A 15,118-nucleotide genomic window follows, 5' to 3' on the forward strand; every position below is an offset into this window, starting at 1 on the left:
CGGGCGATGCCCATAAGCGTTGATAAAGCTGTCATCGCCCGTCTCAAGACGCACGGCGAGACGTTCGAGATACTCGTTGATCCATACCTTGCGAGGGACTTCAAGGAGGGTAGGGACGTTCCGGTGGAGGAGATCCTCGCCACCCCTTATGTTTTTAAGGACGCCCACAAGGGAGACAAGGCCAGCGAGCACGAGATGGAGAAGGTGTTCGGGACGAGCGACCCCTACGAGGTCGCCAAGATAATACTCAGAAAGGGCAACGTCCAGCTGACGGCACAACAGAGGAAGGAGATGCTCGAGGAAAAGAGGCGCTACATAGCGATGACGATCCACAGGCACGCAGTTGACCCGAGAACCGGCTATCCTCACCCCGTGGATAGAATCCTCCGGGCGATGGAGGAAGCGGGGGTTCACGTTGACCCCTTCAAGGATGCGGATGCTCAGGTTCCTAACGTCATCAGGGCCATAAGACCGTTGCTTCCGATAAAGCTCGAGGTGAAGGTCATAGCCGTTAAGGTGCCTTCGGACTACGTTGGCAAAACCTACGGCGAGGTAAGGAAATTCGGAACCATAAAGCGCGAGGAATGGGCCAGCGACGGTTCGTGGATGTTCCTGATCGAGGTCCCCGGAGGACTCGAGGGGGAGTTTTATGAGAAGCTTAACGCCCTTACGAAGGGCACCGCTGTAACCAAACTGATAGAGAGGAAGGGACTATGAGGAGGATTTTTGTAAAGAGCAGGGAACTTGTGGTTCCTGGGACCCTGCTGGCTCAGGGACCTTTTAAAAACGGAAAGGGGACGTTTAAAGAGGGCAACAGGATATACTCCACGGTCATCGGCCTCGTGGACGTAAGAGGAGACTTCATAAGGGTCATCCCACTCGAGGGCCCCTACATGCCCGAGGTTGGCGACAACGTTCTCGGCAAGATAATCGACGTCAGGTTCTCCAGCTGGGACGTGGACATAGGGGCGCCCTACGAGGCCAGCCTGCGCATTCAGGACGCCGTGGAAGAGCGTATAGACATCACGAAGACCGACCTGAGGAAGATATTCGACATAGGCGACATCATCTATGCCCGGATAAAGGCCTACAACGAGATAAAACAGATAGACCTCACAACGAAGGGGATGCCCTTCAGAGGTGGTCCCCTAAGGGGAGGTCAGATAGTCAAGATAACGCCCTCCAAGGTTCCGAGGCTCATAGGCAGGGGCGGTTCGATGATCAACATGATCAAAACGCTCACTAACACGAGGATAATAGTGGGTCAGAACGGCTGGGTATGGGTCAGCGGTAGAAACGAGGAACTCGAGAGGCTCGCGATAGAGGCCGTTCTCAAGGTTGACAGGGAGAGCCACACTCGGGGACTTACCGATCGGGTAAAGGAGTTCCTCATGACCCGGCTTCAGGATCTGAAGAATAAAGGAGTGATAGAGGAGATACCCCAGATTGAGGAAAGGCAAAAGGGTGAAGCACAATGATGGGCAGACCAGAGGGTTTAAAGCTCATAGATGAGAACGGGAAGAGGCTTGACGGAAGAAAGAAGTACGAGCTCAGGCCCATACGTATGGAGGTTGGTGTTCTTAAAAACGCTGACGGTTCCGCCTACGTCGAGTGGGGTAAGAACAAAGTTTTAGCTGCCGTTTACGGGCCGAGGGAGATCCATCCGAAGCACCTCCAGAGGCTGGACAGGGCCATACTCCGGGTAAGGTACAACATGGCCCCCTTCAGCGTTGAGGAAAGGAAAAAACCCGGACCCGACAGGAGGAGCGTCGAGATAAGCAAGGTCCTAAGAGGGGCCCTTGAACCGGCCCTGATCCTCGAGATGTTCCCGAGGACGGCGATAGACGTTTTCATCGAGATACTTCAGGCCGATGCAGGAACGAGGGTCGCGGGGATAACGGCCGCCTCACTGGCTCTGGCCGATGCCGGTGTACCAATGAAGGACCTCGTCAGTGCCTGCGCCGCGGGCAAAATCGATGGTGAGATCGTTCTCGACCTCAACAAGGACGAGGATAACTACGGCGAGGCCGACGTTCCCGTGGCCATAATGCCCCTGAAGAACGACATAACGCTCCTTCAGATGGATGGCTACCTGAACAAGGAGGAGTTCATCGAAGCCGTGAAGCTTGCCATCAAGGGAGCTAAGGCGGTTTACCAGAAGCAGAGGGATGCCCTGAGGGCCAAGTACCTCAAGGTGGCTGAGGAGGTCGTTGGAGGTGAGTGAGATGGAGATCATGGCCGGTATAATGCGCGACCACGTCCTGAACCTTCTCAGGGAAGGGGCGAGGGTGGACAATCGCGGTCTCGAGGACTACCGCGATCTGGAGGTAGAGGTCAACGTCATCGAGAAGGCTGAGGGATCAGCTCTGGTGAAGCTCGGCAACACTCAGGTTCTCGTAGGCATAAAGGTCGACGTTGGAGAACCCTTCCCGGATCTCCCGGACAGGGGGGTTATAACGACGAACGTTGAGCTCGTCCCCCTTGCCTCGCCGACCTTTGAAGCCGGACCACCTGACGAGAACGCCATTGAGCTGGCCCGCGTTGTTGACAGGGGGATAAGGGAAAGTAACGCCGTGGATCTGGAGAAGCTCGTCATAGTTCCCGGCAAGCTCGTCAGGGTGATCTTCGTTGACGTTCACGTGCTCGACCACGACGGGAACCTCCTCGATGCGAGTGGAATAGGCGCCATAGCGGCCCTTCTGAGCACGAAAATACCGAAGGTGACCTACGACCCTGAGAAGGAGGAGCTTCAGGTTCTTGAGGAATACGAACCCCTGCCGGTGGGGAGGATTCCAATCCCGGTCACCATGGCCAAGATCGGCCAGAACATCGTTGTGGACCCAACGCTCGAGGAGGAGCGCGTCATGGACGGCAGGATAACGATCACCACCGACGAAAACGGCATGATCTCCTCCGTCCAGAAGGGCGAAGGGGGAAGCTTCAAGCTCGAGGAGGTCATGTACGCCGTCGATCTGGCGATCAGGAAGGCCGCGGAGATAAGGGAGAAGGTTCTGAAGGCGGTTGGGAGCGAGTGACCCTTTCCTTTTTTGTTCAAAGGGGATTTCAGAAAGAGATATAAACACCAATGCCCAAACCCATCCAGCATTACGATTAATCCGGGGGGAATGGTATGGGACTGTTTGACAGCCTTAAAAAGAAGGATGGAAAGGCCAGAAAGAAGCTGCCCGCGGCGGTGAAAAAGGAGGTCGCTCCCAGACGGGATGTGGAGGTCGTTCCTCTTGAGGAAGATGTTCTTGCCAAGGAGATAGCCAAACCCCAGATCAGGTACCTCAAGAAGATAGTCGTTACGAGCTACGCCGACCTTGAGAGGATCTCCAGTGAGCTTCAGGAGGGCAACGTCGTTATAGTCGACCTGAGCCCGCTGGAAGCCAAGCCGGAGGTCCTTGAAAAGGTTGCCGAGCAGGTAAAGGGCATGGTCGGTGCCCTCGGTGGTCAGGCTGCCATGATCTGCAAGACGGAGATAAAACTTATCCTCCTGCCCGCGGACATCAAGATAGCCAAATGAGGCTTTCTTTTTACCCCATGGTTTTTAAGGGGCCCTCCTATCTTTTCTCGGTGGTGTGGATGGAAGACGAGATTCAGGAGATCCGGCTCGGGGACTGCCCGATCTGCGGTGGTAAAGGAACCCTCAAGGCCTTTCAGCACGTTCATGAGATACCCTACTTCGGAAAGGTTATGGAGAGCACGATAATCTGCGAGAAATGCGGTTACAGGAACGCCGATGTTATTCCCCTTGAGGACAGGCCACCGAAGCTCTACAGCGTTAGGGTTGAGGAGGAGAGGGACCTCTTCACGAGGGTCGTCAGGAGCAAGAGCGGAACCATCGAGCTGGAGGAGATAGGTGTTAAGATAGAGCCCGGGCCTGCTGCTGAGGGCTTCGTGACCAACGTTGAGGGCCTGCTTGAGCGCGTCAGGGAGACCCTGATAATGACCTCCCACTTCAAGGAAGAGGAGGGAGAGGAAAAAGCGGTGGAAAAGATTGAGGAGCTCCTCAGGTACATAGAAGAGGTCAAAAAAGGCAGAAAACCGCTCACCGTCAGGATAATGGATCCCCTCGGCAACAGTGCCCTGGTAGGGGAGAAGGTCAGGAGCAGGCTCCTCACGGAGGAGGAGATCAAAAAACTGAGCCTCGGCCCGTACGTTATCGTGGATTCCGAAGAAAGGGATCAGAGGTAAACCCTTTCCCTGAGGAGGAGGTCCTCGAGCAGGGCCCTTACCCAGGGCTTCCTCGTCCTGCCCGAGATGTGGATTATTCCCTCCACGTTAACCCCGTAGCGTTCCCTGATTTCTTCCCTGCTCAGGGGCTTTTTGAAAAGGAAGGGCCTCTCTATGGTGAAGGCGTAGCCGTGGTCCTTCAGGTATCCCTCAAGCCAGCGCTTTCCCCCCTCTCCGTGGACGATTGTCAAACCGCTTTCCTCCCCGCTCACTTCCCAGAGGGTCTCAACGTCCGCCCTCATTACCTCCCCAACCTCGAAGCCCCCGGCTATGGTTCCCCTCCCGGTTAGAACCTGCTCCCTGTGCAGGCCGAGCTTTTCAAAGGTGTTCACCAGTTCCCTTCCGTTTCCCCGGGCGATGTAAAGGAAGACCGTGTCACCCTCATCGAACGTTCTGGTCTTCCTCAGCTCCACGGTTTTAAGCCCCCGGAATATCAGCTCCGCGTAGACCTGATGGATCGCTATAACGTGCTCCATACTCCTTCACCCTTTCGGCAGCTGAAGGGAGGCCTTTACGATGTCACCCACCCCACCGCTGGCCGTTTCCTTCAATCCCGCGCCCGAGCCCTTTATCACGAGCTCTCCGAGAAGGTCCGTCTTTATTATCGCCACGTTCTCGTAGCTCTTCACCGCCAGCGGGCTTTCGCCGGAAACCTCCTTCGGCTCCACGGTTACGCTGCCTTCCCTGATGCTCGCCACGAGCCTCACGGTGTTCCCCCTTCCCCGGGCACGCTCGATCTCTTCCGGCGTTACACCCGTTATACCGCGAACGCTGGCTTCCCCGAAGGTAAGGGGATGGAAGGCCACGCAGTGGAGGATGGTGGCTTTGTAGCCCGCGTCCATCCCGAGAACGTCCGCGGTGGGATCGCGTTCTGCTATGCCCATCTCCTGAGCCTTCCTCAGGGCTTCCTCGAAGGTCATCCCCTCCTCCATCCGGCTCAGTATGAAGGTCGTCGTGGCGTTTAAAACGGCCTCGATTCCCTCCACTGTATCCCCGAGGAGGTTCTCACGGAGAAGGGCTATAACCGGTGTTCCGGCCATCACGGTGGCCTCAAAGAGGTAGGGCAGTTCCCTTCTCTCCGCTTCCCCAACCAGCTCGGAGTAGTGGAACGCCAGAGGTGGCTTGTTGCTCGTAACGACCCCCTTCCCTTCCTTCAGGGCTTCAAGGTGCCACACATGAGCTCTCATGTCTCCGGTGACGTCCACCACGAGATCGGCCTCGATCTCCCTCACAGCTTCCTCCGGCCTGAGACTGTAGACCTCGTAATCGTTCGTCCAGGCCGAGAGCTTTCCGAAGTTCTCCTTGACGAGGAGGGCTTCTCTGAGGTCTATTCCCTCCGGAAGCCACACGAGACCGCTCGTATCGGCCACGCTCACGACCCTGAAATCCAGCCCGTACCTCTCCCGGAAGAAGGGTTCCTTTTCGAGCAGAACCCCCGCCAGAGCCCTGCCGACGTTACCAAAACCAAAAATTGAGAGCCTCACCTCCCTCAACGGCACCACCTTCAAGGGGAGGATCACTTTTCGAGGATTACCTTTATTATGTCGATGTCCCTGACTATTCCGACCAGCTCGTCGTCTCCCCGTATAACCGGCAGCTGCTCGATACGGTACTGGACCATCTTCTGGGCGACGTCGTAAATGCTCATGTGGGGCGTTGCCACGATGGGCTCACGGCTCATTATCTCGGAGACGGGCTTTTTGGGCAGCCGGAGTTCCGCCTTCTCAAAGAGGAGCGTGGGGTTACTCTCCAGCACCCACTCTTCCTCGCTCGATGCCGAGAGGGTGGTCTGCTTCATAATCCTGACGACCTCGCTGTCCTTGAGAAGGTCCGTCTCGTCCACCATTCCCACGAGGTTACCCTCGTCGTCTATAACAGGGATCGCCATGGCGTTGCACAGGAGGAGGGCCCTGAGGGCTGCTTTTATCGGCGTTCCCTGCCACACGACGCCCGTGTACTTCTGGTAGTAGTTCTCGATGGTCACATCCCTAAGCTTCTCGTTCTTGGCCAGATAGCGCCTTACGATGTCCCCGACGGTTAAGATTCCCTGAACGTGCCCCTCATCATCGACCACCACCACGCGCCTGTAATCCATCCTGAGCATGGCCCTGACGGCCTTCCTGAGGTCATCGTCGGGTTTGACCGTTGGCACTTCCCTCCTTATCAGCATGGCAAGCTGCTCCTCGTCCGGGTGGAGCAGAACACGTTTTATGCTTATGATCCCGACGAGGGTCTTGGTGTTTCTGTTGATAACCGGAAACGACCTCACCCTGTGCTTTTTGAAGAGGCTGAGGGCATAGTTCCTCGTTGCCGGGAGCTCTATGACAACCGGGTCCGCTGTCATCAGGGTCTTCACACGCACCTCTCATCACCGCCTTAAGGTAAGGCCATCTCTCCCTATTTTAAACTTTCTATGAAAAAATGTGAAGGACGATCACCCGAGAACGGCCAGAAGCACTCCAGCCGCAACGGCCGTGCCTATGACGCCGGCAACGTTCGGACCCATGGCGTGCATTAGTATGAAGTTCCCGGGGTCTTCCTTGCTGGCCATCCTCTGGACGACCCTTGCCGACATCGGAACGGCCGAAACTCCCGCGGCACCGATCATCGGGTTTATCTTTCCTCCGGAGAGCTTCATCATAACCTTTCCGAGGAGCACTCCACCGGCGGTGGCGCTGGCGAACGCCACTATCCCGAGCCCAAGGATCTCAATGGTCTGAGCCGTGAGGAAGCTGTCCGCCCTCATCGTCGAGCCCACGCCGAGCCCGAGGAATATGGTGACGATGTTCATGAGCTCCTCCTGTGCCGCCTTGCTCAAACGCTCAACTACACCGCTCTCCCTGAAGAGGTTGCCTATCATGAGCATTCCAATGAGGGGCGCTGCCGTGGGAACGAGTAGTGCTATGACTGTCATGCTGACTATCGGGAAGAGTATCTTCTCTCTCCGGGAAACCGGTCTGAGCTGTTCCATTCTTATTTTCCTTTCCTCTTTCGTTGTGAGGGCTTTTATAATGGGGGGCTGGATCAACGGGACGAGGCTCATGTAAGAGTAAGCTGCCACAGCGGTTGCCCCGAGGATCTCGGGGGCGAGCTTGGTGGTTAGGTATATCGTCGTCGGTCCGTCCGCACCGCCTATGATTCCTATCGAAGCTGATTGCGGCAGGGTGAAACCCAGAAGAACCGCCGTCAGCAGGGCCACGAAAACGCCTATCTGTGCTGCCGCACCGAGGAGTGCCGTTTTTGGATCGGCTATCATCGGCCCGAAGTCCGTCATCGCTCCGAGACCGAAGAATATCAACAGCGGCACTATCTCGGTCTTTATCAGGAGGTAGTAGATTATGTCGAAGAGCCCCGGCGGGCCGTAATGCTGGTTCAAATAACCCAGGGTTGCGAATACGTTGTCCTCCATTCCGGGGGGGAGCTGGGGTGCCACGGGCCAGTTGACGAGGTGGCCCAGAGGCAGGTTAACGAGAACCGCGCTGATGCCTATCGGGAGCAGCAGGAGGGGCTCCATCTCGTACCTGATGGCCAGGTAGACCAGCGTCAGACCCACGAGTATCATTATAAGGTTGCCGACCGTGAGGTGCAGCAGTCCCAAGTTGTTGAGGAAGTCCATTATCGCCTGCTCCATTCCAGTCATTACCATCACCCTATTTCTATTAGTGGTTGGCCGGTGTTTACGGTGTCTCCTTCCTTCACGAGGATTCTCTTAATCTTCCCGTCCCTCGGCGCTGGAATCTCGTTTTCCATTTTCATGGCCTCGAGGACCAACAACCCCTGGCCAGTCTTAACACTCTCCCCCTCCTTCACCAGAATCCTCAGTATCTTACCCGGCATTGGAGCGGTAACAACACCCTCTCCCGCCGGGGAAGGAGCCTGAACCGGCTCCGGAACCGAAAGAGACTCCCGAACCGGAGAAGGAGAAGGAGCCGTAACTGGGGCAGAAGCGGGGGCAGGACCGATGGCTCCAAGGCTGATCCCCACGTCCTTTGCCTCAACGCTGTACTCCTTTCCATCAAAGGCCACTCTGAACCTTCCGGCTTCGATTTCCTCAACCTCAACCTCGTATTCAACGCCATCGACGATGACCTTAACCTTCATCTTCACCACTCCCCAAGTTCGTAGATGACCTTAACCTTCATCTTCACCACTCCCCAAGTTCGTAGTTGAAGTCCTCAACGTCCTTCATTGCAGACTGGACGCCGTAGAGGCGCCAGGCGTCTGAAACCTTCCTCCTAAAGGGCAGGGGCCTGAGCTGTGAGGCCTTCTCGGAGACATAGGCGAGAATCGCGGCGGTTATTACCGCGAGGTCCTTTGGGGGTATGGAGGCCCTTTCCTCCACCTTGGCCTCAACCTCCCCTTCTTCAGGTCCAGGCGCTTCCCTCTCTACAAGCCGTCTCTCCAGCCATCCAACGAAGTAAAGGACGAGTGCCAGTACGCTGAGGACGATGAAGACCACCGTCACCCCGAGGACGGTTATGTCCAGCCCCTCAATGAACTCCGCCATGGACACCATTTCTCACACCTCACAGGGGTACGTTGCCGTGTTTCTTCGGGGGCAGTTTGACGCGCTTGCTCTCCATTGCCTCGAGTGCCATTATCACCTTCGCCCTCGTCTCGGCCGGGTCGATAACGTCATCTATGTAACCGCGCGAGGCGGCAACGTACGGGTTGGCGAAGCGCTCGCGGTACTCGGCTATCCTCTTCTGGCGGACCTCCTCGGGGTTCTCGGCGTTCGCTATCTCCTTCCTGAATATGATGTTTGCGGCCCCCTCGGGTCCCATAACCGCTATCTCCGCCGTCGGCCAGGCGAAGACGAAGTCCGCACCGAGGTGCTTGCTTCCCATCGCCAGATAGGCCCCTCCATAGGCTTTTCTGAGGATCACGGTAACCATCGGGACCGTGGCTTCCGAGTAGGCGTACAGGACCTTCGCACCGTGCCTTATGATCCCGCCGTATTCCTGCTGGGTGCCGGGCAGGTAGCCGGGAACGTCAACGAGGGTGACTATCGGAATGTTGAAGGCGTCGCAGGTTCTTACGAAGCGGGCGATCTTGTCGGAGCTGTCTATGTCCAGAACACCCGCAAGGTGTATCGGGTTGTTGGCCACTATACCCACCGTCCGGCCGTTCATCCTTCCGAACCCGACGACGGCGTTGGGGGCGAAGTGGGGCAGTATCTCGAGGAAATCCGGGTTTCCGTTCTCGTCCCTGTCCACGATCTCCCGGATTACGTTCCTCACGTCGTAGCCCTTGTTCGGGTCGTCGGGTACCACCGAGTAGAGGTCCGGGGTCTTCCTGAAGGGGGGGTCGTTGCTCTTAACCCTCGGCGGCTTCTCCATGTTGTTGGACGGAAGGTAACCCACGAGCCTCCTTATGAGCATCAGGACCTCCTCATCGCTCTTCCCGATAAGGTGGGCCTGTCCGGAACGCTGGGCGTGAACCATGGCACCGCCGAGCTGTATCGGGGTAACCTCAACCCCTGTTACGGCCTTGACCACCTGGGGACCGGTGATGAACATGAAGCTGGCAGGGTTATCCACCATGAGGATGAAATCCCCTATCGCAGGGCTGTAAACGGCCCCACCGGCACACGGGCCCATGATAGCCGTTATCTGTGGAACCACCCCGCTCAGCAGTGTGTTCATCTTGAATATCTCACCGTAGCCCTTGAGGGAGTCAACGCCCTCCTGAATCCTCGCCCCTCCGGAGTCGTTGAGGCCTATAACAGGGGCTCCGGCCTCCATGGCGAGCTCCATGATCCGTTTGATCTTCATGGCGTGCATTTCCCCAAGGGAACCGCCCATGACGGTGAAATCCTGAGCGAAAACGAAAACGAGCCTCCCGTCGATCGTGCCGTAGCCGGTGATTACGCCGTCCGCCGGGAGCTCCCGCCTCTCCATTCCGAACTCTGTCGAGCGGTGTTTCACGAACATGCCCGTCTCAACGAAGCTTCCGGGATCGAGGAGTTTTTCTATTCTCTCCCTTGCGGTAAGCTTGCCCTTGGCGTGCTGCTTCTCGATGGCCTTTTCGCCACCCATACCCATAACCCTCTTCCTTCTCTCGTACAGGTCGTTGACCTTTTCCTCCATTGTCATGAGAACTCCCCCTGACCCTTAGAGTATCAACCCACTTGTAGTTTGTAAAGTTTAAAAGAGTTTTCATACCCGCGAAATTCCGGAAAAGAAAAAAGGCTTCAGAGGTGCTGGATCGGCGTTTCGGCACCACAGGCCTCGCACTTCAGGAAGTGGAAGCGCCCGCGCTTGATGATCTTTGTATCCGGGCTTCCGCAGACCGGGCAGATGACGTACTCCTTGAGGTACCTCTTCATCTTGTTGCCTATAAGGTAGGGCGTAAAGCGTCCCTGAAGGATCGCACGTCTTCCCTCGAGGGCGCCGGCCGTGCCGACCTCGCGCAGTATGAACTTGAGCAGGTGGTTGGGGTCCCTGTTCATAGCCTCCGCCACATCGACGAAGTTCTCGATTATCGTCCTGCTTCCGGCTATCGTAACGACCGCCGCCGGGACCTCGAAACGGGAATCGTGATGCCTGACGTTCTCCGGGAGCTCCCCGTAAGCCTTCTCAAGCAGACCCTCGAAATCGTAAAAGTCAACCTCCTTCTCGCTCACTTTCCTCACCTCCATCCTAACTCCGGGGTTGCGTTTATAACCTTTTGGAGTGGGGGGAATCAGAGCACCCTGTAGAACCCGGCCCTCGGCTCGTATATCCGGGCATCACGCCTGAGGTCGCTCAGGAGCTTCTTTATCTCGCTCTCCGAGCCGATGCCGGCCTGCTTGGCCGCCTCTATCACCTCATCCTCGGGGGCCCCGAACTCGCCCTCGCTCTCGAGTTTCTTTATGATGTCGATGATACGCTCTATCCTGTTTATCTTTCTGGAGCTCTTCCCCACCTCGAGTATGGAGACGTCAAGCGTTCCCTCCTCGTCAACGGCTATCTTCCCTATCATCTCCTCGATTATTCCTATGGCGGCCCTGGCATCTTCTCTCTCCACGGTTTCGCTCAGCCTCATCCTCGCGTGCGCCTCGCTGAGCCTTATCAGGGCCTCGAGCTGTCTCGCCGTTATGGGGATCGGCTGAACCCCTTCCTCATCCCCGGATGTCCTGAAGCCCTTCCTCATCCTGACGTAGTACCTCTTCAGCTCTTCCATCGCTTCCCTGCTCATAACCGGGTGGATGTTCTTCCTCGCGTAGGCGATGTACTTCTTGAGCAGGTCGTAGGGTATCTTCGGCGTCACCACCTCGCTCTCTCCCCGCCTCACCCTGAGGATGTGCTCGGCTATGCTCGAATCGACCTTTTCATCGGGCTCGTCGAGGAGGAGGAAGATGAGGTCGAAACGGCTGAGCAACGTTGGAGGCAGTTCAAGCTGCTCCGGGAGGGATTTATGGCGGTTAAAACGTCCGTATTTTGGATTCGCCGCCGCTATGACGGTTGTCCTTGCGTTGAGCGTTGCAGTTATGCCGGCCTTGGAGATGCTTATCGTCTGCTGCTCCAGAGCCTCGTGTATAGCACTCCTGTCCCTCTCGCTCATCTTGTCGAACTCGTCTATGAGGGCGAAGCCGCCGTCAGCGAGAACCAGAACCCCCGCCTCCAGCACCCACGAGCCTGTAAACTCGTCCCTGACGGCTGCCGCGGTCAAACCGGCGGCCGAACTGCTCTTGCCGCTCGTGTAAATCGCCCTTGGTGCCAGGTTGGCCACGTAACGGAGGATCTGGCTGTTGTGAACGAACACGTCGTTGGCTATGAAGTTGTGGTGCTCCGGAATCTGCAGGTCGTAAACCCACGGGCGTTCCGGTTCGTATTCCTCCTTCTCCACAACCCTATCCCAGAAGATGTCCGATTCAGCGAGGAGTTTGAGGAATCCAAGTTCGGGGGTTTTCTTTTCTCCAAGCCTTTCCACGATCCTTTTGAGTTCCCTTTTGCCCGGTGCCTTCCCTTTTACCCCCACCTTCTCGAGGAGTTCTTCAACCCCCGGGATGAGGTCCTCCAGCTCGTTCCCTGGAGCCGGAGGTAGTCTTTCGAGGACTTCGGCTCTGGAAAGCCTGCGGAACCCTATCCTCTCCATGAACAGGATCGCATCCTCTCCGGATATGGAAAGCCGGTAGGAGGTTTTTCCGCCGGTTTTAATCTCCCGGATCCGGGACTTCACGCCGAAGCGCAGGAGCAGGTGCATTATTCCTTTGAGGGTTTCTACACCGTCTTCCACCACGATACTTCCTTCCCTCAGGCTTCCCCTTTCCTCGAAGTAGCCCCTCAGGAACTCCCTCAGTTCCTCCCTTCCGGCGACGAAGAGCTCCGGGGGAAGCTCCTCCCCTTTAAGCGGCGCGGAAGGTGTGCTGGAGTACCTTCCGGATTTACCCTCTACCGGCAGGGTTCCGGGCACGGCTATGAAGTCCCCCACCTTCAGTTCCCGGGCCTTTCTCGTCTTGAAGCTGCCCCCTTCAAGCGTGAAGAAGGGATGGGTCGGCGTTACCCTGATCTCCCTCCCGCTCAGGGTTCTTATCAGGTACATCCTCTCCGGGGCCGTCCTCTTCCACGCCAGATCCGCCCTGACCTTCCTGACCTTCAGCGTCCGGGCGTCGAGGGCGTAAAGCTCGAGGTCAAGGGGTGCGTAGAAGCCGTCATCGACCTTCCCGAGGTTCCCCCTTCTCCTCGCCCTCTCAACCGCTTCCTCGACAATTTCACCGATCTTTCTCAGGCTTCCATCCGCGAGGAGGACCCTTGTGTCATGGTCAACGCACTTGGCAACGCCGGGGTCCCCGACGAGCAGGACGTGGCTCTCGCCCCTCAGCCTCGTGCCATCCGGCAGGACCCTCTGGACGCCGCCGAAGAGCGCCAGAGCGATGCCCTTCTTGACGGTCTTATGGCCCCAGATGGCCGGGGCTATGGAATCCACTATGGCATCCACTATGTCCTTTCTCCGGGAAAGCTCCCGGATCTTCTGCTCGTCCTCCGGTGATATCTCGAGCTCCTCTATCTCCTTGCTGATCTGTTCTATGTGGTTTACCTCCAGAACCTTCCGGAAGATGGGCCTCTTGTCCTTCTGCTCGAGGATGACCCTGAGGATCCCGGTGACCAGAACCCTGTCTCCCGGAAGGGCCGTGTCAACGAGGTCATCGAGGAGTATCGCATCGACAAAACGTGGCATCTGGCCCCCTTTGAGGCTCTCCGGCCTGTCCTGAAGGCGGAAGCTCTGAAAGTTTAGGAACCCGCTCTTCTCGACGTCGAGGATTATGTTCCTCGAACCGCAGGAATCGCATTTGGTCGGCCGAACTATGTTCTCGTAGGGCCTCTGGAGTCTCACCATCTCGTTACCGCAGTCCCTGCATACGAAGACGGCCCTCTCGACGAAGGGCTTCACCTCGCTCACGCGGGTGATTATGCCCTCAACCTGAACGAACCTGTTTATGTGCTCGCTCCCCAGTTCCTTCACGAGGAGAGTCCGGGGAAGGTTGTAGAACCTTGCGTGAACCTTGAACTCCTCCTCCCTCAGGAGGGGTGGTTCGCGGAGGATTATCTGGATCGCATCCTCGGCCGCGAGTATGCTCTCCTCGGGGTTCTTAAGGAGCTCCCCGGCCAGCTCCGGATCGAAGGAGTTGAGGTGCGTCCAGTCAATCGTCAGGGAGCGCTTCGGAGTCAGGGTGAGCAGGTCCCTGAGCCTGTTAAGGTAAACCTCGTCCCCGTCGTCGCTAACGTATTCCCTCAGAAAGCGGGCGAAACGCTCTATCATCTCCTCCCTTTCCATCATTCCTCACCGAGCCACTCGTTTCTGATCTTTGAAAGCTGCAGGTACACGTTCCTCTCCCCGGGCGATAGCCTCGATAGGAGCTCCAGACTGCCGGGTCTCAGCAGGACGGCCTTCAGTATCTTGTTGAAGCGGATCAGCTTCAGATGTTCCAGCTTCTTCTTCAGGTTGGCGAGCTTCGTCAGTTTGACGTTTATCGTCTCTATCCCTTCCCCGGCGTTCCTTTTGACGTAGTTCTCGAGGTAGTAGATGTAGAACCCGGCCCTGTCGTACAGTCCCGCCGGCAGGGGCATCAGGGGCTCGTTGTTCATCTCATCTGCTATCGCCCTGTCTATCTCGCCTATCACCTTATCCGTTTCATCCACCACATCCACGACCCCGCTCTCCCAGAGCTCCCTTGCCTTCCAGTCCTCGACCAGAATCACGTCCCCGCTACTCCAGTCGCCGAAGGGCCTGAGGACCTTGACCGCTATTCTCGCCCTGCCCGTGAACATACCATCACCGTCTTAAGGATGGTATCATCGAATGCTTTTAACTTTATAGGCATCCGGAACGGTTAACCCTATAAGTCATTACTGCAAATACATCCCGGTGAGAGCATGCTGATAGGGATAATGAGCGATACCCACGACAACCTGCCGGCCATAAGGAAGGCCGTCAACCTGTTCAACGGGAGCAACGTCGAGCTGGTACTCCACGCGGGCGACTTCGTGGCGCCCTTCGTTGCAAAAGAGCTTAGAAAGCTCGAGGCCCCGTTAAAGGGGGTCTTTGGCAACAACGACGGCGAAAGGAAGGGCCTCTACGAGGCGCTTGGAATATACGACGAGATACTCGAGGTGGAAGCGGACGGTATGAAGATCGTGGTAACCCATGGAACGGACGAGCGCATCGTCCGTGCACTGACGAGGAGCAACCTTTACGACGTCGTCGTGGTCGGCCATACCCACCGCTACGAGATACGCGAGGAGGGGCGCACGGTACTCGTTAACCCGGGGGAGGTCTGCGGTTACGTCACCGGCGTCAGGAGCGTGGCCTTCCTCGACACGAGGAAGAGGGAAGTGAGGATAGTCAACCTCGACACCGGGGAGCTCTTAGGGGCCATGAGCCTCTAACGGTAGGGGAG

General features: G+C 57.0%; 17 protein-coding genes. 7 read left to right on the forward strand and 10 right to left on the reverse strand.

The features are described 5' to 3' along the window. Positions 1-6 precede the first annotated feature (6 nt). The 6 genes from A3L12_RS00450 to A3L12_RS00475 all read left to right on the forward strand — a co-directional run bounded on the left by A3L12_RS00450 (position 7) and on the right by A3L12_RS00475 (position 4,197). Positions 7-717: a ribosome assembly factor SBDS gene (locus A3L12_RS00450; protein WP_088881779.1), complete on the forward strand. Its 711-nt coding sequence runs from the start codon at positions 7-9 to the stop codon at positions 715-717. Further along, on the forward strand, positions 714-1,478 hold the full coding sequence (gene rrp4 / locus A3L12_RS00455; RefSeq protein ID WP_088881780.1) for an exosome complex RNA-binding protein Rrp4: 765 nt from the start codon (positions 714-716) through the stop codon (positions 1,476-1,478). The genes A3L12_RS00450 and rrp4 overlap by 4 nt, the downstream gene beginning before the upstream one ends. Next, positions 1,475-2,224 carry an exosome complex exonuclease Rrp41 gene (gene rrp41 / locus A3L12_RS00460; protein WP_088881781.1) on the forward strand — a complete coding sequence of 250 codons (750 nt, stop codon included), beginning with the start codon at positions 1,475-1,477 and terminating at the stop codon, positions 2,222-2,224. The genes rrp4 and rrp41 overlap by 4 nt, the downstream gene beginning before the upstream one ends. 1 nt (position 2,225) lies before the next feature. Continuing rightward, positions 2,226-3,035, forward strand: coding sequence for an exosome complex protein Rrp42 (rrp42, locus tag A3L12_RS00465; protein ID WP_088881782.1), 810 nt, complete (start codon positions 2,226-2,228; stop codon positions 3,033-3,035). Between the two features lie 95 nt (positions 3,036-3,130). After that, entirely contained in the window at positions 3,131-3,526 is a 396-nt protein-coding gene (gene sepF, locus A3L12_RS00470; protein WP_088881783.1) for a cell division protein SepF, read from the forward strand. 59 nt (positions 3,527-3,585) lie between these two features. Continuing rightward, on the forward strand, positions 3,586-4,197 hold the full coding sequence (locus tag A3L12_RS00475) for a ZPR1 zinc finger domain-containing protein (protein WP_088881784.1): 612 nt from the start codon (positions 3,586-3,588) through the stop codon (positions 4,195-4,197). Here A3L12_RS00475 and A3L12_RS00480 read toward each other — a convergent pair. The 10 genes from A3L12_RS00480 to A3L12_RS00525 all read right to left on the reverse strand — a co-directional run bounded on the left by A3L12_RS00480 (position 4,188) and on the right by A3L12_RS00525 (position 14,489). After that, the gene (locus A3L12_RS00480; RefSeq protein WP_088881785.1) at positions 4,188-4,712 is read right to left on the reverse strand and encodes an ASCH domain-containing protein; all 525 of its coding nucleotides are present in this window, start codon (positions 4,710-4,712) and stop codon (positions 4,188-4,190) included. The genes A3L12_RS00475 and A3L12_RS00480 overlap by 10 nt on opposite strands. Before the next feature lie 6 nt (positions 4,713-4,718). Beyond that, positions 4,719-5,729, reverse strand: coding sequence for a homoserine dehydrogenase (locus A3L12_RS00485; protein ID WP_088881786.1), 1,011 nt, complete (start codon positions 5,727-5,729; stop codon positions 4,719-4,721). 23 nt (positions 5,730-5,752) lie between these two features. Then, the gene (locus A3L12_RS00490; protein ID WP_088881787.1) at positions 5,753-6,598 is read right to left on the reverse strand and encodes a CBS domain-containing protein; all 846 of its coding nucleotides are present in this window, start codon (positions 6,596-6,598) and stop codon (positions 5,753-5,755) included. A 72-nt stretch (positions 6,599-6,670) separates the two neighbouring features. Further along, entirely contained in the window at positions 6,671-7,876 is a 1,206-nt protein-coding gene (locus A3L12_RS00495; RefSeq protein WP_088881788.1) for a sodium ion-translocating decarboxylase subunit beta, read from the reverse strand. A 5-nt stretch (positions 7,877-7,881) separates the two neighbouring features. Beyond that, on the reverse strand, positions 7,882-8,337 hold the full coding sequence (locus tag A3L12_RS00500; protein ID WP_088881789.1) for an acetyl-CoA carboxylase biotin carboxyl carrier protein subunit: 456 nt from the start codon (positions 8,335-8,337) through the stop codon (positions 7,882-7,884). 43 nt (positions 8,338-8,380) lie between these two features. Next, a complete protein-coding gene (locus tag A3L12_RS00505; RefSeq protein WP_088883181.1) occupies positions 8,381-8,743 on the reverse strand; it encodes an OadG family protein in 363 nt (120 codons plus the stop codon). A 19-nt stretch (positions 8,744-8,762) separates the two neighbouring features. Continuing rightward, a complete protein-coding gene (locus tag A3L12_RS00510) occupies positions 8,763-10,331 on the reverse strand; it encodes a carboxyl transferase domain-containing protein (RefSeq protein ID WP_088881790.1) in 1,569 nt (522 codons plus the stop codon). Positions 10,332-10,429: 98 nt separating this feature from the next. Next, the gene (locus A3L12_RS00515) at positions 10,430-10,876 is read right to left on the reverse strand and encodes a translation initiation factor IF-2 subunit beta (protein WP_088881791.1); all 447 of its coding nucleotides are present in this window, start codon (positions 10,874-10,876) and stop codon (positions 10,430-10,432) included. 44 nt (positions 10,877-10,920) lie between these two features. After that, positions 10,921-13,995 (reverse strand): LAGLIDADG family homing endonuclease, encoded by a 3,075-nt coding sequence (locus A3L12_RS00520; protein WP_088881792.1) that lies wholly within the window; start codon positions 13,993-13,995, stop codon positions 10,921-10,923. Further along, the gene (locus A3L12_RS00525) at positions 13,995-14,489 is read right to left on the reverse strand and encodes a hypothetical protein (protein WP_088881793.1); all 495 of its coding nucleotides are present in this window, start codon (positions 14,487-14,489) and stop codon (positions 13,995-13,997) included. Before A3L12_RS00525 ends, A3L12_RS00520 begins: the two co-directional genes overlap by 1 nt. Before the next feature lie 105 nt (positions 14,490-14,594). Between A3L12_RS00525 and A3L12_RS00530 the strand changes: the two genes are divergently transcribed. Further along, on the forward strand, positions 14,595-15,107 hold the full coding sequence (locus A3L12_RS00530; RefSeq protein ID WP_088881794.1) for a metallophosphoesterase: 513 nt from the start codon (positions 14,595-14,597) through the stop codon (positions 15,105-15,107). Positions 15,108-15,118: the final 11 nt, after the last annotated feature.

Source organism: Thermococcus sp. P6 (genome assembly GCF_002214525.1).
Classification (GTDB): Archaea; Methanobacteriota_B; Thermococci; order Thermococcales; family Thermococcaceae; genus Thermococcus.

What these genes read in the sequence shown, in the direction of transcription:
- A3L12_RS00450 (WP_088881779.1), top strand. Translation starts at nt 7, where the DNA reads ATGCCCATAAGCGTTGATAAAGCTGTCATCGCCCGTCTCAAGACGCAC.
- rrp4 (WP_088881780.1), top strand. Translation starts at nt 714, where the DNA reads ATGAGGAGGATTTTTGTAAAGAGCAGGGAACTTGTGGTTCCTGGGACC.
- rrp41 (WP_088881781.1), top strand. Translation starts at nt 1,475, where the DNA reads ATGATGGGCAGACCAGAGGGTTTAAAGCTCATAGATGAGAACGGGAAG.
- rrp42 (WP_088881782.1), top strand. Translation starts at nt 2,226, where the DNA reads ATGGAGATCATGGCCGGTATAATGCGCGACCACGTCCTGAACCTTCTC.
- sepF (WP_088881783.1), top strand. Translation starts at nt 3,131, where the DNA reads ATGGGACTGTTTGACAGCCTTAAAAAGAAGGATGGAAAGGCCAGAAAG.
- A3L12_RS00475 (WP_088881784.1), top strand. Translation starts at nt 3,586, where the DNA reads ATGGAAGACGAGATTCAGGAGATCCGGCTCGGGGACTGCCCGATCTGC.
- A3L12_RS00480 (WP_088881785.1), bottom strand. Translation starts at nt 4,712, where the DNA reads ATGGAGCACGTTATAGCGATCCATCAGGTCTACGCGGAGCTGATATTC.
- A3L12_RS00495 (WP_088881788.1), bottom strand. Translation starts at nt 7,876, where the DNA reads ATGACTGGAATGGAGCAGGCGATAATGGACTTCCTCAACAACTTGGGA.
- A3L12_RS00500 (WP_088881789.1), bottom strand. Translation starts at nt 8,337, where the DNA reads ATGAAGGTTAAGGTCATCGTCGATGGCGTTGAATACGAGGTTGAGGTT.
- A3L12_RS00505 (WP_088883181.1), bottom strand. Translation starts at nt 8,743, where the DNA reads ATGGCGGAGTTCATTGAGGGGCTGGACATAACCGTCCTCGGGGTGACG.
- A3L12_RS00510 (WP_088881790.1), bottom strand. Translation starts at nt 10,331, where the DNA reads ATGACAATGGAGGAAAAGGTCAACGACCTGTACGAGAGAAGGAAGAGG.
- A3L12_RS00515 (WP_088881791.1), bottom strand. Translation starts at nt 10,876, where the DNA reads ATGGAGGTGAGGAAAGTGAGCGAGAAGGAGGTTGACTTTTACGATTTC.
- A3L12_RS00520 (WP_088881792.1), bottom strand. Translation starts at nt 13,995, where the DNA reads ATGGAAAGGGAGGAGATGATAGAGCGTTTCGCCCGCTTTCTGAGGGAA.
- A3L12_RS00525 (WP_088881793.1), bottom strand. Translation starts at nt 14,489, where the DNA reads ATGTTCACGGGCAGGGCGAGAATAGCGGTCAAGGTCCTCAGGCCCTTC.
- A3L12_RS00530 (WP_088881794.1), top strand. Translation starts at nt 14,595, where the DNA reads ATGCTGATAGGGATAATGAGCGATACCCACGACAACCTGCCGGCCATA.